This window comes from bacterium (assembly GCA_024224155.1).
Taxonomy (GTDB): Bacteria; Acidobacteriota; Thermoanaerobaculia; order Multivoradales; family JAHEKO01; genus CALZIK01.
Window position 1 is genome coordinate 11,609 of record JAAENP010000449.1, and the last position, 22,369, is coordinate 33,977.

General features: G+C 63.9%; 21 protein-coding genes. 5 read left to right on the forward strand and 16 right to left on the reverse strand.

All coding sequences use genetic code 11. The features are described from left to right. Position 1 precedes the first annotated feature (1 nt). The 10 genes from GY769_21735 to GY769_21780 form a co-directional block, all read right to left on the reverse strand. Positions 2–520, reverse strand: coding sequence for a redoxin domain-containing protein (locus GY769_21735; protein MCP4204539.1), 519 nt, complete (start codon positions 518–520; stop codon positions 2–4). Next, complete coding sequence (locus GY769_21740; GenBank protein ID MCP4204540.1) at positions 517–2,451, reverse strand: heme lyase CcmF/NrfE family subunit; 1,935 nt, start codon at positions 2,449–2,451, stop codon at positions 517–519. The genes GY769_21735 and GY769_21740 overlap by 4 nt, the downstream gene beginning before the upstream one ends. Further along, positions 2,448–2,915: a cytochrome c maturation protein CcmE gene (locus tag GY769_21745; GenBank protein ID MCP4204541.1), complete on the reverse strand. Its 468-nt coding sequence runs from the start codon at positions 2,913–2,915 to the stop codon at positions 2,448–2,450. Before GY769_21745 ends, GY769_21740 begins: the two co-directional genes overlap by 4 nt. A 30-nt stretch (positions 2,916–2,945) precedes the next feature. Next, positions 2,946–3,092 carry a hypothetical protein gene (locus GY769_21750; GenBank protein MCP4204542.1) on the reverse strand — a complete coding sequence of 49 codons (147 nt, stop codon included), beginning with the start codon at positions 3,090–3,092 and terminating at the stop codon, positions 2,946–2,948. Beyond that, positions 3,085–3,759 (reverse strand): cytochrome c biogenesis protein CcsA, encoded by a 675-nt coding sequence (ccsA, locus tag GY769_21755; GenBank protein ID MCP4204543.1) that lies wholly within the window; start codon positions 3,757–3,759, stop codon positions 3,085–3,087. Before ccsA ends, GY769_21750 begins: the two co-directional genes overlap by 8 nt. A 40-nt stretch (positions 3,760–3,799) precedes the next feature. Next, positions 3,800–4,480 (reverse strand): transcriptional regulator, encoded by a 681-nt coding sequence (locus GY769_21760; GenBank protein ID MCP4204544.1) that lies wholly within the window; start codon positions 4,478–4,480, stop codon positions 3,800–3,802. Beyond that, complete coding sequence (locus GY769_21765; GenBank protein MCP4204545.1) at positions 4,477–5,172, reverse strand: ABC transporter ATP-binding protein; 696 nt, start codon at positions 5,170–5,172, stop codon at positions 4,477–4,479. The genes GY769_21760 and GY769_21765 overlap by 4 nt, the downstream gene beginning before the upstream one ends. 193 nt (positions 5,173–5,365) lie before the next feature. Beyond that, complete coding sequence (locus tag GY769_21770; GenBank protein MCP4204546.1) at positions 5,366–7,678, reverse strand: TonB-dependent receptor; 2,313 nt, start codon at positions 7,676–7,678, stop codon at positions 5,366–5,368. Between the two features lie 12 nt (positions 7,679–7,690). After that, positions 7,691–8,425, reverse strand: coding sequence for a hypothetical protein (locus GY769_21775; protein ID MCP4204547.1), 735 nt, complete (start codon positions 8,423–8,425; stop codon positions 7,691–7,693). 117 nt (positions 8,426–8,542) lie between these two features. Continuing rightward, positions 8,543–9,031, reverse strand: coding sequence for a hypothetical protein (locus tag GY769_21780; GenBank protein MCP4204548.1), 489 nt, complete (start codon positions 9,029–9,031; stop codon positions 8,543–8,545). Between the two features lie 156 nt (positions 9,032–9,187). On the opposite strand from GY769_21780, the gene GY769_21785 reads away from it, so the two are divergent. After that, positions 9,188–9,940, forward strand: a complete 753-nt coding sequence (locus GY769_21785; GenBank protein ID MCP4204549.1) for a TerC family protein — start codon at positions 9,188–9,190, stop codon at positions 9,938–9,940. Between the two features lie 258 nt (positions 9,941–10,198). On the opposite strand, the gene GY769_21790 is transcribed toward GY769_21785, so the two are convergent. Beyond that, entirely contained in the window at positions 10,199–11,332 is a 1,134-nt protein-coding gene (locus tag GY769_21790; protein MCP4204550.1) for a membrane dipeptidase, read from the reverse strand. A 579-nt stretch (positions 11,333–11,911) separates the two neighbouring features. Between GY769_21790 and sufT the strand changes: the two genes are divergently transcribed. After that, positions 11,912–12,451: a putative Fe-S cluster assembly protein SufT gene (gene sufT, locus GY769_21795; protein ID MCP4204551.1), complete on the forward strand. Its 540-nt coding sequence runs from the start codon at positions 11,912–11,914 to the stop codon at positions 12,449–12,451. Between the two features lie 99 nt (positions 12,452–12,550). On the opposite strand, the gene GY769_21800 is transcribed toward sufT, so the two are convergent. Both GY769_21800 and lpxC read right to left on the reverse strand, forming a co-directional pair. Then, positions 12,551–14,971 (reverse strand): transketolase, encoded by a 2,421-nt coding sequence (locus GY769_21800; protein ID MCP4204552.1) that lies wholly within the window; start codon positions 14,969–14,971, stop codon positions 12,551–12,553. A 21-nt stretch (positions 14,972–14,992) separates the two neighbouring features. Further along, positions 14,993–16,291 carry a UDP-3-O-[3-hydroxymyristoyl] N-acetylglucosamine deacetylase gene (gene lpxC / locus GY769_21805; protein ID MCP4204553.1) on the reverse strand — a complete coding sequence of 433 codons (1,299 nt, stop codon included), beginning with the start codon at positions 16,289–16,291 and terminating at the stop codon, positions 14,993–14,995. Positions 16,292–16,351: 60 nt separating this feature from the next. Between lpxC and GY769_21810 the strand changes: the two genes are divergently transcribed. Together GY769_21810 and GY769_21815 are read left to right on the forward strand one after the other, a co-directional pair. After that, entirely contained in the window at positions 16,352–17,716 is a 1,365-nt protein-coding gene (locus GY769_21810) for an exo-alpha-sialidase (protein ID MCP4204554.1), read from the forward strand. A gap of 6 nt (positions 17,717–17,722) precedes the next feature. Next, positions 17,723–19,591, forward strand: a complete 1,869-nt coding sequence (locus GY769_21815) for a family 20 glycosylhydrolase (GenBank protein ID MCP4204555.1) — start codon at positions 17,723–17,725, stop codon at positions 19,589–19,591. A 48-nt stretch (positions 19,592–19,639) separates the two neighbouring features. Here the strand turns inward: GY769_21815 and GY769_21820 are convergent, their stop codons facing one another. The 3 genes from GY769_21820 to GY769_21830 all read right to left on the reverse strand — a co-directional run bounded on the left by GY769_21820 (position 19,640) and on the right by GY769_21830 (position 22,012). Then, on the reverse strand, positions 19,640–20,983 hold the full coding sequence (locus tag GY769_21820) for a M20 family metallopeptidase (protein ID MCP4204556.1): 1,344 nt from the start codon (positions 20,981–20,983) through the stop codon (positions 19,640–19,642). A gap of 10 nt (positions 20,984–20,993) precedes the next feature. Beyond that, on the reverse strand, positions 20,994–21,686 hold the full coding sequence (locus GY769_21825; GenBank protein MCP4204557.1) for a hypothetical protein: 693 nt from the start codon (positions 21,684–21,686) through the stop codon (positions 20,994–20,996). A gap of 116 nt (positions 21,687–21,802) precedes the next feature. Beyond that, the gene (locus GY769_21830; GenBank protein ID MCP4204558.1) at positions 21,803–22,012 is read right to left on the reverse strand and encodes a hypothetical protein; all 210 of its coding nucleotides are present in this window, start codon (positions 22,010–22,012) and stop codon (positions 21,803–21,805) included. Between GY769_21830 and GY769_21835 the strand changes: the two genes are divergently transcribed. Next, the coding region (locus GY769_21835) for a hypothetical protein (protein MCP4204559.1) at positions 22,011–22,369 on the forward strand (359 nt) is incomplete at its 3' end. The genes GY769_21830 and GY769_21835 overlap by 2 nt on opposite strands.

Consider the following 22,369-nt stretch of genomic DNA (forward strand, 5'->3'; position numbering starts at 1 on the left):
CTCACAGCAACGGCCCCAGCAAGGCGTCCAGCTGGCGGGGACCCATCGCCCCGGTCACTTTTTCGACGATCTTGCCGTTTCGATCCAGGATGAAAGTTTCGGGCGCCCCGTAGACGCCGTAGGCAAGCGCCACCTTGCTTTCCGGATCCACGAGAGTCGAGCCCCAGTTGCCACGAAGTCTCATGAAGCGCTCGATCTTCTCTCTCTCGTCCTGGTAGATGATGCCGAGAAACTTGGCCCGGCCCTGGTAGCGACGCGCACCGTCCACGAGAACCGGATGCTCGACAACGCACGGCTGACACCAGGTCGCCCAGAAGTTGATCAGGACCGGCTGGCCGCGGAGATCCGACAAGCTCACGGTCTCGCCGTCGAGATCCTCGAGCTCGAAGACCGGCGCCTGGGTCCCGATCAAGGGCGAGGGGATCGTTCTGGGATCGAAACGCAGCGAGACAGCCAGCACAACCAGCAGGGGCAGCGCCACGGCCGCCCCGACCACGACGACCTTGCTGTTCAGTTTCATGCCGGACTCCGCGAGCTCCGCGCGGCCAGCCCGCTCGCGAGACTCATGGCCGTCCCGATAACGATCACGAAAACCCCGATCCAGATCCAGAGCACGGCCGGCGTGACGATGGCCCGCAGCCCGGCTCCGCCGTCTCCACCGACGCTCTGCAGGGTCAGATAGAGATCATGCGTCAAGGTCGTGCGAACGTCCGGCGTGCCGATCGGCTCTCGCATCGTTTCGTACTGATTCAGGGCGGGTTTCAGGGTGCCCAGCACGTTGCCGTTCTTCGCCACCTGCACCGTGGCTTGCTGGGAAGCCCGGTGCTCCTGCTGTTCGACGCCGACTCCCTGAAGCGTCAGCACATAGTCGCCCACCACGACGGTCTCACCCGGCCGTACGGTGGCTTCTTGAGACTCCTGGTAGGTGGCCGAGATGGCGATCGCGAGAAACGTCACGAGCAGGCCGAAGTGTGCAACGTAGCCGCCGATTATCCGCGCCGCCTTCTTGTCGGTTCGCTTCTTCGAACGCAGCACCGGCTCCGCCCCCCTCTTGAGGGTGACCCATAGCGCGTACCCGGTCAGGGCGGCGGTCAGGAGCAGCGCCCACTCGCGCACGCCGAAGGCGAAGACGATAAACATCCCAGCGACAGCCGCCGGGATCGGCATGAGCAAGGCTCTACCGACTCCACCCTTGCGCGTCTTGCCCCATGGCAGAGCCGGTCCCATGCCGATCAAGAGCAGCAGCGCCAAGAACACCGGAATCGCCATTCGGTTGAAGTAGGGCTCTCCGACACTCAGCTTCACGCCCCGTACCGCTTCGGCGACGATCGGAAACACCGTGCCAACCAGCACCGTGAACGTCAGGCTCACCAAGAGAAGATTGTTGACCAGAACCGCGCCCTCACGCGTCCAGAGCGATTCTTCCCTGGGCTCGGCGGCCAGCGTGTCGACGCGAAGCGCGAGCAAAACTACAACCGCCACCGTGCTCACTGCCAGAAAGCCCAGAAACAAGGGCCCGATCGGGCTCTGGGTGAATGAATGGACCGAGTTCACGACCCCCGAGCGAGTCAAGAACGTGCCCAGAATGGTCAGCAGGAACGTCACCATGACCAGCACCACGGTCCAGGCCTTGAGCGAGCCTCGCCTTTGCAGCACCAATGCCGAGTGCACCGCCGCAACCGCGGTCAGCCAGGGCAGAAAGGACGCGTTCTCGACCGGATCCCAGGCCCAGTAGCCTCCCCACCCCAATACCTCGTAGGACCACCACCCACCGAGCATGATTCCCAGGGACAGAAACGCGGTCGGCACCAGCAGCCAGTTGCGGAGCGGCAGCAGCCAGGTCGGCCCCAGCTGGCCCCGTATGAGGGCAGCGACCGCCATCGCGAACGGGACCGACATGCCCACGTAGCCCAGATAGAGCATCGGTGGATGGACGATCATCAGCGCGTGGTTCTGGAGCAGCGGGTTCGGACCCGGACCGTCTATCGGGATCGGAGCCGGAGTCGCCCCGAACGGATTGGCCACGCCGGAGATCAAAAAGCTGAAGAACGCCCCGATCACGAACAAGGTCGCCAGCGTGTAGGCCAGGTAGTCTTCGTGCCCGCGCTTCTGCAGGACGGCGACGGCGACGATAAAGCATCCCAGGACGAACCCCCAGAAGAGGATCGAACCCTCGAGCGACGACCATAGCGAAACGATCGTGATGTGGAGCGGCGTCGCGCGAGAACCGACCTGCGCCACATACGAAACCGAGAAATCATGCGTCACCAGCGCGTATTCCATCGCCAGAGTCGCCAGCATCATGGCGCCGAAATAGACCCAGGCGAGGCGACGGACCAGTCGGAGCCCCTCGGCCGAGCGCCGAGCACCGGCCAGATAGCCGGCCGGAATGCCGACGGCACATGCCAGCAGGGAAATCAGGACCAGGATCTGGCCCAGTGTCGAGATCAAGTGTCGTCGGCCTCGAACTGCATGCTCTTGGAGAGCTCTTCGATGGTGCGCTCGTCGACCTCGTGGGGCGGTTGGTACTGATTGTCATGTTTGACCATCAGCCGCTCGGTCACGAAGACACCGTCGGCTCCCATGCGGCCCTCGACCAGAACCCCGACGCCTTCACGAAACATCGCGGGTGGAACCGCGCGCGCGCGCACCGCGACCTGCGCGGTGCCGTCGGTTACGGCGAAATCGAGCTGCAGCCCGTCGTCGCCTCGGACGACGCTCCCGGGCACGACCAGGCCGCCCAGGCGTACCGTCGCACCTCGGGCTTCTTCGCCAGCGGCAGTCAGCTCGGAAGGACTCCAGTAGTAGACCAGGTTCTCGCCGACACCGCCGACCGCCAGAAAAATCAAAATGGCGGCGATAGCGGCGATCGCCAGCGCAAAGAACGCCTTGCGACGGGATGTATTACTCGCCATGAAATCTCCTTCCAGCGCGCACAACGCCCGTCATGCGCCCTTTGCTCGTTTGTCGATCTTTCGCTGCCAGCTCGCCAGCCGCGCGATTGCCGCGGCCAGACCGATCGTGGTAATCGTATAGGCCGCGATCACGAACGGCCATCCGCCAATTATGACGCCTTCGGGTGCTTCAGGCATTGGACTCTCCTTCCGCTCGTCCGGTCACGGGGCGCCGCTCCGGAGGGGTTTCGGTGCCTCGGGTCTTGCTTTCGATCCGCGCTCGCCAGGCAATGAGCCAGATCGCTATGAACAGCACCGCGAACGAGTTCATCCGAAGCGGCACGATCATGGCCGAGTGCACGGTCTCGGGGCTCGACTGGACCTGGTGCAGGCTCCGGAACCACCTGACGCAGAAGTAGACCAACGGCACGTCCACGTAGGCGACCACCGTGGCCACCGAAGTCCAGGTTGCCCGCCGCAGGGGTTCCTCGACGAATGCTCTCAGCGCGAGAATGCCGGCGAACAGCAAGAACATGATCAGCGACGTGGTCAGCCTCACGTCCCAGGTCCACCAGACACCCCAGGTCACCCGTCCCCAGAGCATGCCCTGGACCAGGAGCAGCCCCCCCAGAAGAACGGCGACTTCCAGAGCGCCGACGAGCCGGTCGTCCCACTTGTTCTTTCCGGTCCATAGGTAGGCGACCGCAAAAACCAGAGCGAAGGTCGCACACAGGAGGCCGACCCAAGCGCTGGGCAAGTGCACGTACATGATGCGCTGCACCTCGCCCATGTAACGTTCAGGAGGAGCCCAGAAAAGGCCCAGGTAGCTGCCCACCAGGAACAGCAGGACTCCGAACAAACCCATTCCAGTAACTATCTTTTTCACTATTTGGTCACTCTCCGGGTCACTCTTCAAGTGTACGTGAAAACAATACGCCACACAGTATCCAATAGATCAGGTCGAAGGCCGAAAGCAGGAGAATCCAGCCCTTGAGCTGGCTCATCGCGTCACCGCGCAGAATCAGATCAAAACTGCGAACGCCGGTCATCAGAATCGGCAGAGTCAACGGAAAGAGAAGAAGCGGCAGAATGACGTCGCGTCCGGTCACTCGAGAGGTCATCGAGGCGTAAAGGGTGCCGGGCGCGGCGATACCTGCCGAGGCGAGCAGCCAGAGCAAGATCAGCCCGAGCACATTGGCGCCGTCCAGCTCGAGCGAGAAGAAGATCGCGGTCAGCGGCAGCAGGATGGGGCCCAGCAGGATCAGGAGGATGGTATTGGCAATCGCCTTGCCATAGTAGATGGCGACCGGATCGACCGGCAGAAGCAGAAGGCCTTCCAGCGCACGATCTTCGGCCTCGAGTCGAAAACTCTCCTCGAGCGAGAGAATCGAGCTCAGCAGCAGCGCCACGATCAGGAATCCGGCCGCGGCCGAGACTCCGACCTCCCCGTCAGCGGCGACCGCGAACGAGAACAGAACCAGAGCGACCATCCCGAACAGCGCCACCGCCAGGGTCCGCGTGCGGCCTCGCCAGCCCAGGAGAAGGTCCTTGCGGACTACATAGAGGGTCTGCTGCAGGGCACTCATCGGGGCAGCTCCATGTCGCCCACGGCGCCCTGCCAGATGACCTGGCCCTGATCCACGCGAATCGCGCGATTGCATAGCGGTATGGCCCGCTGGGGGTCGTGCGAGGCGACGATGAGGGTGGCACCGCATTCACGCAGACGCGCGAGGGTGCCCAGAAGCCAGTTGCGGCCGGTCTCGTCGAGCGCTGAAAACGGCTCATCGAGCAGAACAACCTTGGGGTTCTCCAGGTGGAGGCGGCTGATGCTCAGTCTCTTGCGCATGCCGGCCGAAAACCCGTTGACCCGGGTATCGCGGTCCTTCGACAGTCCCGCCTCTCGGAGGAGAGCCTCGAGGTCCCTGACGGATTTGTGGCCGCCATCGAGCCGGTTCCAAAACTCCAGCGTCTCGAACGGCGTCAGCGCCTCGTAGAGGTTGCCCTGGTGTCCCACCAGGCTCAGCAGGGAGCGGGCGCCGCTACCGGGGTCCTGAGGGGAAGCCCCGAAAATCTCGACCGTGCCCAGTGTCGGCAAAAGGAGCCCGGCAAGAAGCCTCAACAGAGTCGACTTGCCCGAACCGTTGTCGCCCACGACCAGCAACCCCTCACCGGCCCCGACCTCGAGATCGACGTGCGCCAAGGCCCATTTGTGCCCGAAGCGCTTGCCGAGCCCTGAGGTCCGTACGCTGGGGGGTGTCGTGTCGGCTGCTGTGGTCATTCTCTTGAGGCCCTCGAACGGCAGGGAGACGGTATCCCGTGGCGACGCCGATGTCACCCTCCCTCGAGGTGGCGCGAAGCCCTATTCGGCATGTCGGGGTCTGCCTATCCGTATGCAAGACGGTCGATCCGTCTTCGCACACATAGAGGAAGGGGGGCCGGAGCCCCCCCCCCGACGACGACATGAACAGGTCCTAGTACCTGAGCCGGTAGGTCAGGGTCGCGTTCCTCGTCGGCTGAGGCCGGAAGAAGGTGGCGTTGGAGAACTCCGCGTAGAGCTCGTCGGTCAGGTTGTCCAGAATCAGACCCAGCTCGTGCTGGCCCGCCGAGCCCGACTTGAAGGTCCAGCCACCGCTCAGGCTGTGGACCGAGAACGAGGGCAGAATCTCGCCCACCGGAGGAATCGGCTCGCCCGGATCCAGGTTGGCCCGTTCGTCGCCATTGTGGCGGAACCGATACTCGAGCCAGTAGTCGCTGCCCGCCGGCACCCAGCGTGTGTAGAAGTTGAGCTTGTCGGTAACGGTATCGCCGGTCGGCGGATTGGTGCTGTCGCGGCGCTCGCCATCGAGATGAGTGAAGTTTCCGCCCACGAACCAGCTGTCGTTGGGTCGCACGTCAACTCGCAGCTCGAGGCCTTCGTATCGCAGGCGATCGATGTTGCGCTGCTGGACCACAAAGCGAACACCGGTGTCTCGAATCTCGTCCTGCGTGGCCTGCGGAAGCGTGGCGATCTCGGCCGGGCTGAAGAAGTACTGAATGACGCCGTCGTTGATGTCGTTGCGAAACGCGAACAGCTCGACCAGTGCTTTCTTGTTGCGGAACTTGATGCCGAAATCGATGTTGTCGCTCTCCTCAGAGGTCAGATCCGGGTTGAGGACTTGAAACCCCGAGCCTTCGGGCGTCAGCCCGTTGAACAGGCGCTCGACGATGTTGGGAGCCCGGAAGGCCGAAGCGTACGAAGCCGACACCCGCCACTGATCCGACAACCGGTAGATGAAGTTCAGCGCTCCGACCAGACTGTCGTCCTCGAAATTCAGGCCGGAGACGTCCCAGTCCGGGGTCGGATTCGCTTGGGTCTCGACCGTTTGGTAGCGAGCCCCCAAGGTCACGGTGGCACGATCCGCCAACGCCAGCTCACCCTGCGCGAACAGCCCCAGGCTTTCATTCTCGGCATTGGGCGCATTCGCTATCTCGTCGATCAACACATCCTGGACTTCGAACGGCGGCCCCGGAAAACGAATCGTGGTCGTGGTCACCGAACGGTCGGTGTTGACGGAATCATCGGTCCACCACTCGAGGCCGTAGGTCACGAGATGCTTGTCGTTGACCGCCTTGATGGTCTCGGCCCGCAACCCGTAGCTCTCGAGGTTGGTGAGGTTCTGAGTGTCGGCCTCGACGCTCGAATCCGGGAAGCCCGGAACGGGAGCGATCGGGCCGATGTTGATATCGATGTCATTGGCGAGCTCGCGCTCGTTGTCTTGGAAGTAGGTCTGCACCTCGATGGAGTCCGCGATGGTCGTGTCGAGCGCGGAGCCCTGGTAGCCGAAGGTAAACCGATCGAAGTCCTGAAACGGGTACATGATCCGGATGCGGAAGTCCTCCTCGTCCCCGAGGAGATCCGGCTCGACGAAACCGAACCCGCTGTTCTTGGCGCGGTAGCGGTTCCAGCGCGCGAAGAACTCCTGGCTGTCGGTCAGGGCTCTGGAGAAGACCGCGAAAACGCTGTTGTCCTCGAGGCCGGTGTCGATGACGTCCACGTCGGCGGCGAGATCGATCTCACCGTAGCTTCCGCTCGGCGCCTCATAGTCACTGGCGTCTCGAATCGAGCCCCCAAGCCGGAACGAGTTGCGGTCGGACTGGCGCATGAGCGATGCCTCCAGGCGAGTCGCATCCCCAGCCGAGCCGTAGCGCGCCACCACCGAGCCGGCCATGCCGCCGCCGCCGGACAACAGCGGTCTCTTGGTGAGCAGGTTGAGGACACCACCTATAGCGTCGCTGCCGTAGAGAACCGAGGCCGGGCCTCGGACCACCTCGACCGTCTCCACGCTCTCGAGGTCCACGAGCGCCGGGATCTCACCGAAATCCGTCTGGCGCCGGGCGTTATTCATGCGTAGGCCGTTCTCCAGAAAGAGAACGCGCAGGCCGCGCTGTCCGCGAATAACCGGACGCGACTGATTCGGGCCAACGCCGTTGACGTCCACACCGGGCTCGAAACGCAGCAGGTCCGACGCGTTGGCAGGCGCCTCGCGTTCGATCCGCTCACGAGTCAGCACCGTCACCGGGGTCGCGATCTCGAAGGACTCGGATTCGGTTCCGGTGGCGGTTACCGTCGTTTCGCCCCTGAAGTAGCCCCGAGTGATCTCCTCGGAGCCATTGGCTTCGGCCGCGTCTGCATCCACCGCCGCCTGGGCCGCGCCCAGAGCGACCGAAAGACCCGCAACCAAAAGAATGGCAGCCAGGAAGGCGCTCATGTGGCGCCTGCTGTACACAATTACTTTCCTTCTCATTTCAAGAACCTTTCAACTAGCGCCTTGGGCTACCGGTTGCAGAACGGCCTTCTTCGACACGTTCAACCGGTACCCGGCGTAAATCAGAAGTAGACCCGTCAACTCGGTTACGTAGAGCACCTCCACATAGCCGGCGCGCGTCATGGCCCCACCAATGCCTGGCAGGATCGCGCCCACGGCGATCAGGATATTGCCCACGTAACGGTGACGGAGATTCGGGCTGGCTCGGAAGCGCATCGCCGAGACGATCGCGCCGCCCACGAGAAACAGCACCGCATAGAGATTGAAGAACGGGCTGATCGCCCGAATCCAGGTCCACTCGATGACTCGGCCGGAGAGCCGGTGAGGCTCGGCCAGGCCGATGTCGAGAGGAGTAAGAAAAACCAGCACTGAAGCGATGGCGATCAAGCTGCACACGATCCAGGCCGACCAGTCGGCGAAACGGCGCTTCATCAAGAGATAGATCGAGCCCTGCGCCAGGGGGTAGCCACCCAGAAAGGCGCCCGCGACATACCAGAAGCGGAACACCAGCGGCTGCCAGCCGACGAAAGACGTGAGTGCCTCGGTGAGCGTGCCGACACCGTAGGTCGCCATGCCGATACCCCACCACAGGAGATGCGGGCCGCCACCCTTCTGCCGATAGCGAGCGAAAAGCTCCCAGCAAAACCATACGGCGCAGACGGTCGTCAGAGCCGGCAAGCGCAGCACCAGCAGGTGAAGGGTGGAATCGATTTCGGGTCCGGGCATCTTCCTCTTTGGCTCCGATTGGATCTTCGTCTTGACGCGCTTCGACGCCGATCGGCGCTCACGCATCGCCTTGCCCCGTGATCAACACGGAGCTCGCGCATCAGAATGCAGGGAAGATCAGGCGGGCGGCGCCCGGGCTGCCGAGGCACTCAGCGGGCGCGATACCGGCCGCGGAGCGCTCCATGCCCGGTGGAAACCGAAACGTTCGGGTACCGAGCTGGCTCTGGAGGCGAGAAACCCGGCCAGGAGCGCAAGAGCGCCGGCCAGCAGACCGAACCCCATCGGGACCGTGTCCGTAACCGGAACCGCGTTGAGAACTCCGACGAATCCGGGGCCGCCCGGCAGAGCGACAATGCCGTGCATCAGCGCAACGACAATCCAGAAAGCCGCCGCGGGGCGACCGCGCAAGATGCTTACACCTCGGCGATGGAGTGCGCCGACGACCGCGAGCAACCCGAATGCGACCAGCCATTGAGCAACGACCAAGGGCCTGAGCAGGGTCCCGTCGGCGACTCGGCGAAACAGGACGGCAACGTGCAGAACCGCAAGCGATACAGCTCCCGCAATGACGACCAGACGTCCGAGTCGTTGACTTAGGCCTCTCACTGGCGGCTAGGTTATGCGTCGTACTAACATTTGACAAGCACGCACGGCTAGGTCGGAAACTCGTCCGGGGTTAGTCGAAAAACTACCCCGGGGGGTAGGCAGAAAGCTGCGCGAATCACGCGCGGCGCTTCTCAGCACCGAAGCAGGGAGGAAGCAATGGAGTGGTTGTTCGAGCCGGAAGCCTGGATCGCACTGGTCACGCTGACCGCGCTCGAGATCGTACTGGGTGTCGACAACATCATCTTTATCTCGATCCTGACCGGCAAGCTCCCCCTCGAGCAGCGCGGCAAGGGGCGCACCCTGGGCCTCGCCGCCGCCATGGGTATGAGGATCCTGCTGCTGTTCTCGCTGGCGTGGGTCATCCGATTGACCGAGCCGGTTTTCGCTGTGTTCGGGCAGGGCGTCTCGGGGCGTGATCTCATCCTCCTGATCGGCGGGCTCTTCTTGCTTGCCAAGGCCACACACGAGATCCACCAGAAGCTCGAGGGCGTCGAAGGCGAGAAATCCGCAGCCGCGGCTGCCTCCTTCGGGTCGGTGATCTTCCAGATCATGCTGCTCGACATCGTCTTCTCACTCGACTCGGTGATCACCGCGGTTGGGATGGCCAAGCGCATCGAGGTGATGGTCGCCGCCGTGGTCATCGCCGTCGGTGTGATGATGGTGTTCGCCAAGGCCATCGCCGATTTTGTCGAGGGGCATCCGACCGTCAAGATGCTCGCACTGAGCTTTCTCTTGCTGATCGGCACCGCATTGGTCGCCGACGGACTCCATTTCCACATCCCCAAGGGCTACATCTATTTCGCCATGGGTTTTTCGGTGTTCGTCGAGATGCTGAACTTGAGGCTCAAGAAGGTTCGGGGCAAGCCGGTGAACTTGCGAGAGCCGTACGTGGAAGAGAAGACCGCGTAGCACGCCAGAGCCGCCGCGTGAGGATCTGCCGCCCGGGCTTGGTCGGTCCAGGGACACCTTGGCCTGAAAGTCACGGAACCGGCCGCTACTGAGCAATCTAGGCAAAGTGCGAGAAGCGTGAGGACCAATGCCGGACGGCAGTCCTCACGCGATGGCCCGTCGGACCGCACAAGCCGAAAGGCCTCGCGCGAGCGGGGTCGGAGCCGGTGCCGGAACGTCCAGGCAAAGGCGCCCCAGACCTGAGCCGGTGTCGCGTCCTTAGACCGATGCGGTCTCGGCGCCGGCTTCCACCGCGCGCCATACCCGCATCAGGTTTTCGCCGCAGATCTTGCGAATGTCGTCTTCCGAGTGTCCCCGTTCGAGAAGTGCCCGAATCAGATTCGGAAACTGGGAAACATCCTTCAACCCCTCGGGCAGCGTCGGCCCCACGCCGTCGAAGTCTGAGCCCAGCCCGACGTGGTCTATTCCCGCGATCTCGATCACGTGCTCGATGTGATCGACCACGTCGCCCAGATCCGCCAGCGGCATCGGGTTGGTCTTGCGGTACTCCTTCATCCACTCTTCCATCTCGGGCCCATCCGAATCCAGGCCGTTCTCCTCGGCGTAGGTCTCGGCGGCCGCCCAGGTGGCAAGCCCTATCCGGTTCGCTTCCTCGGTCAGAAACGTCGAGCCGAAGTTGATCTGGATCACGCCGCCGTGCTCGGCCAGCTTGACGATCAACTCGTCGCTCATATTGCGCTCGAAACCCGGGGTGAACTTGCGCGCCGAAGAATGCGAAGCGATCACGGGTATCGCGCTCAGCTCCAGCACCTGTTCGGCGGCCGCATCCGAAAGGTGTGACACGTCGATCATGACGCCGAGCCGGTTCATCCCGCTCACAACCTCCCGGCCGAAAGGGCTCAGTCCATCCCATTTCTTCTCTTTGGCGTAGGAGGAATCGCTGATGTGGTTGTTCTCGGAGTGCGTCAAGGTGATGTAGCGAATGCCGCGATCGTAGAAGTGGCGTAGGTTGTCCAGATCGCCCTCGATCGGTTCGCCGTTCTCCATACCGAGAGCCAAGCCCAAGACGCCATCTCCGATCCCGGTGATGGCCTCCGTATCCCGCACGACCCGAAACTTGTCCGGCCAGCGCTTTTCGAAACCCTCGACCATGTCTATGAGGCTGTCCGCGTGATCCTTGGCGCCTCCGCTCTCCTGGAAGTCGGCCGGAACATAGATCGACATAAAGGCGACATTCAGACCGCCGGCGATGGCGCGGGGGTGGTCGAAATCGCCGCCCTCCGTGCGTTGCGAAATGTCTTCATCGCCGCCCTCGGCCAGCCGATAGGGCACGTCGATGTGGGTATCCACGAGCAGGAACTCGCGGGCCAGCTCCTCAGCTCGATCGCTCATGTCCTCCGACGTTTCCTCACGAGAATCGAAACTGCAACCGAGCCCCAGGAGTCCCGAAAAGCCGAGAAAGGCGCACACGGACTTCCGCAGCATGCGGGCGACCCTATCACCGGGTCGAAGAACGAGGCCGGCCACGAAGACATGCGCTTTTCTTCAGGTATTACAAAGACATGGGCGGCATGCACCACCATGAATAACTTTGCGTTCCCCAGGCGGACTCAGGTAGAGTACTCGAAGCCGGACAGCGAATTCCGGCTCTACTTTATGGTGCCAAACGGGAGGTTCCGCCCACCAAAACCATTTCCCATCCCTCTCGTCAGAGAGAGAAGCTCAACCACGCATTGATTCATCTAACCTTACTTCCCTTCTCACAAGGGTAGACCAGATGTTTCAGCCAACCGGGAACGGGACCTCCCGGCACCACCCTTCGCGATCAACCAGCATCTACTAGTATTTCCGCTGAGCCCTTTTTTCTGACAAGGAATTAGGAAAAACCTCGGGGACACCAACGAATGGTGTCCCCGGTCGCTCAGTCACCATCTCGCTGGTGGACGTATACTCCCTCCTCCAGGAGGACGGATGTCGCACGAACGCACCACAATCGCCCGCGAGGTCCCGGCCATCCAGATCCCGGATGGAATCGATGTGATGATTCCGGAGGGTGAGCAAGTCTGGATCACCCAGGAGCTCGGCGGCAGCTTCACCGTGATGACCGATCGCGGGGCGATGTTCCGCATTGACGAGAAGAACGCCGACGCTATAGGCAAGGAGCCGCCCAAGGACCACAGCGCCGAGCTCCGGGAGGGCTCGCTCGAAGATCGCGTCTGGGCCCAGATGAAGAAGTGCTACGACCCCGAGATCCCGGTCAATATCGTCGACCTGGGCCTGGTCTACGACTGCCAGCTACACGACAAAGGATCGGATCGCTTCTATGTCACCATCAAGATGACGCTGACCGCGCCCGGCTGCGGCATGGGTCCGGTTCTGGCCGCCGATGTAAAGAACCGTATCGAGGACCTCCCCGAGGTCGATCTGGTCGACGTCGAGGTCGTGCTCGATCCACCCTGGAATCAGAACATGATGACCGAGGCGGCGAAGCTCCAGCTCGGGTTCATGTAAGGATAGCCGCCAGCCTTCGGTTGTAAAGGGAGGTACGCGGCCGGCCCTTCACCCACAGCGCCGACTGGGCGGCTGGAAGGCCGGCCAATCAGGAGGCGGCTACCGAATTTCGGGATACCGCGCCGGATCCGATCGGTGCATCAGATCGTAGACCGCGTGGAAGATCTGCTCGCGATTGGGCTTGGTGAAGTAGTCGCCGTCGGAGCCGTAGGGCGGCCGGTGGGCCTTGGCGCTGATGGTGAGCGGCTCGGCGTCGAGCCACTGAAAGGCCTCCTGCTCCACCAGGACCTTCTGCATCATGTAGGCGGTGGCGCCGCCCGGGACGTCCTCGTCGACAAAGACGACGCGACTGGTTTTCTTGATCGACTCGAGAATGCGGGATTCGCCGTCGAACGGAAGCAGAGTCTGGGCGTCCACAACCTCGACCTCGGTGCCGGTGGTCGCCAGAAGATCGGCCGCCGCGAGCGCAATCTTGCAGCAGGCGCCGTAGGTCACGAGGGTAACGTCCGAACCCTCGCGGAGGACCTGCGGAACACCCAACGGCACCGTGAACTCACCGATATTGGTGGGCATCGGCTCCTTGGCCCGATAGGCGTTCAATACCTCGACCACCACCGCCGGATCGTCGGACTGGAGCAAGGTGTTGTACATGCCCGCGGCCTGGGTCATGTTGCGCGGCACACACAGGTACATGCCCCGAATCAGGTTGAGGATGCCGCCCATCTCTGAGCCCGAATGCCAGACGCCCTCGAGGCGGTGGCCGCGGGTTCGGACGATGACCGGAGCGCACTGCCCTCCCCGGGTGCGCCAGCGCAGCGTCGCCAGATCGTCCGACATGATCTGAAGCGCGTAGAGCAGATAGTCCAGGTACTGGATCTCGGCGATCGGCCGGATGCCGCGCATCGCGAGACCGATGGCCTGGCCGAGAATCGTGGCCTCACGGATGCCCGTGTCCGACACTCGCAGCTCGCCGTACTTCTCTTGGAGGCCGGACATGCCCTGGTTGACGTCGCCGAGCCGACCGACATCCTCGCCGAAGGCGACGAGATTGGGATACCGCTCGAGAGCCCGGTCGAAGCAAGCGTTCAGAATCTCGAAGCCGCGCAGACTTTCCGGAGTGGCTTCTGAACCGGACTCGTATTCCGCGGGGACCACGGCAACCGCCAGAGCCGATGCCGCCGTGCCGCTGTGGAGGTGGGAGCCATAGCGCTCGTGGTTGACGTCGAGCTGCTGCCGCTGCCACTGGGCGAGCTCATCGCGCTCCGGGAGGCTTTCGTCACGAGTCAGGATCAGCAGCTCGGTCGCCGCCGACATCAACTCGCGCCGCAGAGCGTGAGGCAGGCGATCCAGCCGGCGCTCGACCGCGCGAATCTCGTCGGTGTGGCGCGAAGTGCTCGCCAGCTGTGAAACCCGGGAATCGAAAACCTGCCGGTCGATGTCGACCGAGGCCCGGAACTTCTCCCAGGCGGAGCGCTGGCCTTCTCGAACCGAGCTCTTCTCTTCCTCCTCAACGTCCGCCAACTCCCGTTCATTGGCAAACCCTTGCGCGATCATCCACAGCCTCATCTGTCGGATGCAGTCGAACTCCTCTTCCCAGGCAAGTCGCTCGGCCGACTTATAGCGTTCGTGGCTGCCCGAGGTCGAATGTCCCTGAGGTTGGGTCATCTCGCGCACGTGCACGATCGCGGGCACATGCTCGAGTCGGACGATCTCGGCCGCATTGAGATACGTCTCACAGAGGCCGGGATAGTCCCAGCCCTTGGCCGTATAGATGTCGAAACCGGCGTCTTCGCCCGGTGCTCTCCGGAAGCCGCGCAACAGCTCGGTCATGTCGCCCTTGGTGACCTGGTACTCGTTGGGCACCGAGATGCCGTAGCCGTCGTCCCAGATCGAGAGCAGCATAGGCGCCCGGAGCACACCGGCGGCGTTGATCGACTCCCAGAAAATACCCTCGGCGCAGGTCGCGTTGCCAATCGTGCCGACAGCAATCTCGTTGCCGTTCTCGGAAAACCCCGAGAGATCCGAAAGACCCCCGAGCTGGCGGTAAAGACGTGAGGCGTAGGCCAGACCCACCAATCGCGGCATCTGTGATCCGGTCGGCGAAGCGTCGGCCGAGGACTGAACCTCTGCGAGGAGGTTCTTCCAACTACCTTGGCCATCCAGAAAGTGGGTCGCGAAATGGGCGGTCATCTGCCGGCCGGCGGAGCACGGCTCGCGCTCCGGATCCGGATCGGCATAGAGCTGAGCGAAGAGCTCCTCCACGCTCAGAAGACCCAGAGCCATGAGCAGGGTCTGATCGCGGTAGTAGCCGGAGCGGATATCTCCGGGCCGGCAGGCCCGCGCCAGCGCCAGCTGGGCCACCTCTTTGCCGTCACCGAAGATGCCGAACTTCGCCTTGCCGCTGAACACCTCGCGCCGCCCGAGCAAGCTCGCCTCCCGACTCCGACAGGCAATGCGGTAGTCCCGAAGAATGCTCTCGTGGGTGAACTGAGCCGCCGAACCCTCCGGCCGGGTGTCGATGCCTTCGACCACGCCAGCAGCCTATGCGTTGTCTTCCAGGATCTTGCGCAGGATCGCGATGTTGTCGCGATGCCCGGTCAGGCTGGCGGTGACCTTGCCTCGCATCGGGTAGCCGAGCAGGTAGAGATCGCCGATCACGTCCAGGATCTTGTGGCGTACGAACTCGTCCGGGAATCGCAGGTCGGTGTTGATGATGTCGTCCTCGCCGACCAGGATGCAGTTGTCCAGACGGCCGCCGGTGCCGAGCCCCAATTCGTTCATCATGTCGAGGTCCTTGACGAAGCCGAAGGTTCGCGCCGGAGCGATCTCACCGACGTAGCTCGCCGGCTTCAACGGACCGTACTGGTAGCTCTGTCGACCAACCGGCGGAGGATAGTCGAGTAGGTAGGATACCCCGAACTCGTCCGCGGGCTCGAGCGTCAGGCTCTGCTCGCCGCTGCCGCTCACCCGATACTCACGATCGATGACGATCTCCTTGCGCGGCTCATCCTGATCGACGACGCCCACTTCGGCCAGGGTCTTGCAGAACTCGATGGCCGAGCCGTCGAGCACCGGAAGCTCACCATGCACCTTGACCAAGGCGTTGGTCACGCCGTAGGCATGGCACGCCGAAAGAAAGTGCTCGACCGTCTTGATGCCGACGCCTTCGGTCTCCAGCGTGGTTGCGTAGGAAGTCTCGGCGACAACGCCGACAAAGCCCGGAACGTGCGTATTCGTCGGTAGCGTCAGGAAGTGAATGCCGGAGTTCGGGGGCAACGGCTGAATCACCATCCCGGTCCGGAAGCCGGAATGCAAGCCCAGGCCGTAGAGGACGGTGCTCTGGGCGATGGTTCTCTGGGGAATCTCCGAAGCCCGGAGTAAGGGTACCTCCGGTGGTTTGAACTCGAAATCGGCGGCAAGCCGATCTTCCGACCGGACCGCCGACGCCAGGAGCGGCCCGCTAACGGACACATTGCGGCGGTAGGCGATGGCGCCTTGGACGCTATCTACCGCCTGGCTGTAGGAGAGCGGCTTCTCGACGTAGTCGAAGGCCCCCATCTTGAGCGCCTTGACCGCCGTCGAGGTCGTGCCGTGTCCCGACATCATGATCACCGCCGCCGTCGGGTCACTCTCACGCAGCGCCTGCAGCGTTTCCAGCCCATCCCGGTCCGGGAGCCAAATGTCGAGGAAGACGACGTCGGGCTTCCGGTCCCGATAGAGCTCGAGCGCCTCTTCTCCGCTCTCGGTGCAAAGGGTGTCGAAGCCCTCGTCCGAAAGCACCCCGGACAGGGCCGTGAGGATGCCCGGCTCGTCGTCGACGATGAGTACTAGCTCGCTCATATAGCCCTCAAGAGTACCCCAACTTGCGTCGTCGTGACGCACGCGGCATAGTCGGGTACCGTGCCGGTAATCATCCTACCGACGCCTCTCACGAGTCGTGCTGCGGGTCGAGATCGCATCGCAGCGACCGGCTCGACCGTCGGTGAATGCCTGCTGGCCCTGGAGCGCGACTACCCGGGCCTCAAGGGCTGGGTCCTGGACGACCGCGGCCGCATTCGCCGGCACGTCAACGTGTTCGTGGGCGACACCAAGGCGACTCTGGATCGAACGTTGGCGGCCGAAGAGGAGATCTACGTAATTCAGGCTATTTCCGGAGGGGGTGCCGATCTGGAAGAAACCGGTGAAGTTCTGGTCGGAACCAAGAAGGGGCTGATTGTCCTGCGCGGTCCCCGCGGGCGCGGCATGGAGACCGTCAGCCGCCAGTTCCCCGGCCAGGTGGTCGAATACGCGACGCGCGATCCGAGAACCGGTCTCTACTACGCCTCGGTTACGCACGGCCAGTTCGGTCCCCATGTCTACCTCGCCGAGGATCCCGTCGGAGAGTGGGAGCAGGCGGACGGACCGGTATTCCCGGAAGGCACCGACGCGTCGGTGAACCGGGTCTGGGTGATCAAGCCGGGCGTCGAGGAGGGCGTGCTATGGGCGGGCGTGGCGCCGGCCGCGCTTTTCAAGAGCGAGGACTCCGGGCGCACTTGGGAGCTCAACCGGGGTCTCTGGGATCACCCGACACGACCCGACTGGGAAGGCGGCCTCGGCGGACTCTGCCTCCATTCGATTTGCCAGTGGCCCGACGACGCGCAGCGGCTCACGCTGGCGATCTCGGCCGTCGGCGTTTGGCAGACCGAAGACGGCGGCGAAAGCTGGTCACGATACTCGGAGGGCCTTGTCCCCCGCTACCTTCCCGAGGAAGCTCGGGTCGACACGCTCATGCACTGCGTTCACAAGCTCGAGCAGTCGCCCGTCGAGCCCGACACCTTCTACATGCAGTTTCACGGCGGTGTCTATCGCTCCGATGACGCCGGGCACAGCTGGCAGGACATTGCTGGGCTCCAAGCCCAGGGAAACGGCCGCGGCCTCCCCGCGGATTTCGGCTTTCCGATTGTGGTCGACCCCAGAGACCCGAACCGTGCCTACGTGATTCCGCTGGTAGCCGACGTCGACAGGGTCACCCCGGAGGGCGGAGTCCGCGTTTTCGAGACCCGCGACCGCGGCGCCAGCTGGCAGCCGAAGACCCAGGGCCTGCCGCAGCAAGACGCCTACCTGACCGTTCTCCGCCAAGCCTTTTGTCATGACGGCGGCGACCCGCTGGGCCTGTACTTCGGAGCCGAGTCCGGCACCGTCTTCGGATCGCGCGACGGCGGCGAGACCCGGTCCGCGGTCGCCGAGAATCTGCCACCGATCGGCTCGGTTCGAGCGTCCCAGTAAAACTCGGTGTCTGATCGACTCGATCTTCTACTGCCCGGTCCGCAGACGATTCGCACGCGCGAGGGTCTCATCCAGGCGAGGCAATTCCATTTCGCCACCGACAGGCTACCCGCGGCGCTAGTCCGGCCGGCGATGGACTACCTCATCGACCGCTGTGGCGCACTGCCGGCCGGCGAGAGTCCGTCGGAAAGCTCCGCGCTCGAGATCCGGCTCGATCTGGTCGAGAGCCTCCCAGGGGAAGGCTACGAGCTCGAAATCGAGCCGGTCGGCGTTCGGATCGCGGCCTCGGGGCGCCGCGGGCTGTTCTACGGAGCCGTCACTCTGCGCCAGTGGCTTTCTCTTCACGATTGGGCCGGCGAAGGAGCCTCGGTCCCGGCCGTGGCGATTCGAGACCGGCCCGATTTCGCGCGCCGCGGAGTGCTGCTCGATATCAGCCGCAACAAGGTGCCCAAGATGGAGTCGCTCTTGCGGCTCGTGGACCTACTGGCAGAGCTCAAATACAACGAGCTCCAGCTCTACATGGAGCACACCTTCGCGTATCCGGGGCACGCGGCGGTCTGGAGGGACGCAAGTCCTCTGACTGCCGAAGACGTCCAGCAACTGGACGGCTACTGCCGCCTGCGCTGCGTCGAGCTGGTGCCGAATCAGAACAGCTTCGGGCATTTCCACCGCTGGCTGACCCACGCGCGCTACCGCGACCTCGCCGAGTGTCCCGAAGGGGTCCAACATGCCTTCAGTGACGAGGTCGAACCGTTCAGCCTCTGCCCAACCGATCCCGCGAGCGTGGATCTGCTGCGCGACCTCTACGGCAAGCTCCTGCCGAATTTCACCAGCGGTCGGTTTCACGTCGGTTTCGACGAGACCTTCGAGATCGGCCGGGGCCGATCGAGACGGGCCTGCACAGAGAACGGGCTCGACCGCGTGTATCTCCAATTCCTGGAGTCCGTGCGCGGGCTCGCAGCCGAGCACAACCGGCGGGTTCAGATCTGGGCCGACATGCTGATCGAGCATCGCGCGCTCCTACCCATGATCCCCGACGACGTCATCCTCTGCGAGTGGGGCTACGAGGCGGGGCACCCGTTTCGCGAGGACAGCGCTTTGCTCGCAGCCACCGACTGCGAAGTCTACGTCTGCCCCGGCACGAGCAGCTGGTCCAGCTTCGCCGGGAGGGGAAGAAACGCGCTGATCAACCTGACCGAGGCGGCGGCCGCGGGGGTTGCCACCGGCGCGGCCGGCTATCTGGTGACCGACTGGGGCGATCGCGGCCACCTGCAGCCTCTTTCTGCCAGCTATCTCGGCTTCGCCGCCGGAGCTGCCTTTGCCTGGCACCGAACCGAAGCCAAGCGACGCGACGCGGGTGATTGGGCTCGGGCAATCGATCGGTGGCTGCTCGACTCGCCGGGCTGCGGCCTGGGCGAGGCGGCGCTCGATCTTGCGGATGCCTACACCCTAACGGGTGCAACGCAGAAGAACGGAACCGCGTTCTTTCATCTGCTGATGTCGCCCGATGACGGCCTCGAGAATCCTCGCTATCGAGGCCTCTCTCGGGAAGGACTGGCCAAAGCGCGCCGGACGATCCGTAGTGCGGCCGCCAAAGCCGCCCGCGCCGACACCCAGAGCATCGAGGGGCGCCGGACCCGCAGCGAGCTCAACTGGGTCGCCGACACACTCCAGCTAGCGTGCGCGGTCGGCGAGGCTCGGCTCGACTCACCGTTCTCCGACCTGACCGGCTTTCCGACCGAGACTCGCACCACTCTCGCGGCCCAGTGCGCCGAGCTCGCGGATCGCCGGGCCGAGCTGTGGCCCGAGCGCAACCGCCCAGGCGGACTCGACGACTCGTTGCACCTGTTCAAGCGTCTGGCTCGGCGGCTCTAGCCGCGGCAAAGGTCGTTGCCGGGTGGCCCAGCGAGCGGCTGGAACCCGTCACCGCCGTCGACGCGCCAGCCTGAGCATCAGCACCGCGGCCCGCTGCACCTGCATGGGCAAGGTTGACAGATCGGCGACCTCGTCGACCGTGTGCCCCCCCTCCCCCATCAAGCCGACGCCGTCCAGTGCCATCTCCACGTACTCGGCCGCAAAGGAGACGTCCGCCGCCCCCGCGTTGCGAGGATTGACCGCCTGCACCGGGCCGTAGCCGAGATCGCGGCTGACTTCGTCATAGAGAGCCAGCAGGCGCCGGTTACCGTCGCTGGCTCCCATCGGCGGATAAGAAGGCGAAAAGGTCAGCTCGGTCTGGGCGTGCGGCAGGTTGTGGGCCACGATCTCGCGCATCCGCCGGGTCGCTCGCTCGTACTGAGCCGGCGAAGTGGCCCGGAGGTCACCGGTCACCACGGCATGCTCGGCAATGACGTTGTTCTTGCCGAAAGCCCCGCCTCGAGCCTCGCCGGCATCGAACTCGACGTCGGTGCCGCCCAGGATGACTCCCGGATTGCAAGTGAGGTTCTCTTCACTCCGAAGATCTTCTCGAAAAGCCGTGAGAATTCGCGCCGCCTCGTAGATCGCGCCCGCACCGACCTTCGGTTGGAAGATCTGCGACGAATGAGCGGGCTTCGCTTTGACGGTCAGCGTCCAGCTGCCCGATCCGCGCCGCGAGATCACGGCGGTTTCCGGGTCGCCGTCACCGTCCTCGAAGCCGATCGCGACGTCCGCGACCTTGGCGGAATCGACGAGTACCGCTCGCGCGGCCTCGAGTGGCCGGCCCGAGCGCTCCTCGTCGCCGGTCATCACGACCGTTACGTCCACTTCGTCGAGCGCTCCGATCGCTTCGAGCGCCCGCAAGGCTTGAATCAGGACCACGTCGCCGCCCTTCATGTCCGTCGTGCCCGGACCGCTGGCTCGGTTGCCGTCCAAAAGCTCGTAACTCTGAAACGGGCTATCCTGCTCGAAGACGGTGTCTAGGTGGCCGATCAGGAGGAAGTGGATCCGCTCGACGCCGCGGTTATCCGGCGGTTGGGCCGACTGCCGGACGGACCAGCGGGCGATCAGATGGCCGGCTCGGCCGAACGAGACGCCGTCGAGCCACTCGGTCTGGAAACCCAGATCCTCGAGCTCGGCCGCGAAGATCTCACCCACCTCGCGCACACCCGCAAAGTTCATCGTGCCGCTATTGATGTCGACCACGCGCTCGAGAAGCTCGAGCGCCTCGCCGTTGTGCGTTTCGATCCAAGCGACGATCTCTTGTTCCTCGCGAGAGAGCTCGGCGACCCCGGGAGCTGCAACGAGGACCGACAGAGCGATGAGAAGCCACCGGCGCAGACGCGGGAGCATCCGTCGCCCCTCAGGCCAAGGCCCGGGCCAAACTGTGCTCGAGGTACTCGTGAAGCCGCTCGGCCGCCTCGTTGTCGAGTCGCGTAAACGCGATGCCCAACCCGTGCACCCCACCACGACCGGCTTCCGCGTGGCGCACGACCCTGCCGCTCACCCGGATCGCGCCGGTTCTCTCCGGCAAGCTCAACTCGAGATCGACTTCGCTGCCCACCGGAATCCGGTTCTTCGTCCGGATCAGCACGCCCGCCTCGGAGAGGTTCTCGGTCTGTGCCAGTCGATCAACCCCGGCTTCTCCGACCTTCACCTGCATCCTCACCATCAGCCGCTTCGGCCGCTCGGGCCAGCTCTGGAGGTGGGCCGCGACCCGCGCTCGAAAGCTGGCTGGCTCGCCGCAGCTGATCACCGGAGCGCGATCACCGACGGACTCGAGCAATTCGGTGAGCGCCGCCTCGTCGCTCACGATCACGACATCGGGATCACCGGAGGCCTTTTCTCGAACCTCGGCGATGAACTCGGCGATCGAAGCGTCCGCCAGCGGATGCTCCACGAGCACCAACTCGAGCGGGAAGGTGGCGATCAGCGACAGGGCGTCTTGGGGATCCCGAACAACCTGGACCTCAACCGCCGATTCGTTGAACAGATCTTCGAGCTGTTCCAGAATCTTGCCTTCGCCGCCTACGGCGATGATCTTTTGCCTTTCCACGGATCGAGCAGTCCTTCGGGCGCTCTCGGACCGTCCGGCAGCCCGACGGCCGACTCCGAAGAGAACAGTACCAAAACTTTCGCCGGGAACCGCTCACCGTTGCGCGAGGATTTGCTCTACAGCCGATCCGAGTACATCGCCTTGTAGTGCCGGTACCAATCGCTCTGGAAGCGCTCTTCGGGGTCGTACTCGAGTTTGTGCTTCAGAAACTCGAGCAGTTGCGGGTAGCAGTCGTCAACTTGCTCGCGCGTGGCCCAACGGGGGTAGGTGAGGAAGTAGCTGCCGCCCCACTTTCTCGCCAGGTCGATCAGGGTTCGGAACTGCATGCGAGCGCGCGCGATCCCCTCCGGCGAATGCTCTACGAAAACCGTCTGCGGTTCGCGACTCGACACCGGCCACGAGATCCTCGATCGAGAGCATTTCGACGACTCGCTCGAGCTTGCGCCGCTTCGAGAGCCGGAGCCGAATCGAATTCACGACGCCGAACAGTCCGTAGCCTCCAACCGCGAGCTGGAAGAGCTCGGTATTCTCGGTGCGGCTGCACGTCCGGAGCTCGCCGCCCGCATCGATCAGGGTGAACGACTCGATGTCGCCGACGAGCGGCGCCAGCGTCAGCCCGCGCCCGTGAACGTTGGCGGCCAGCGCTCCGCCCAAGGAAAGTCGGTCGGCGCCGGTCTGCTTCT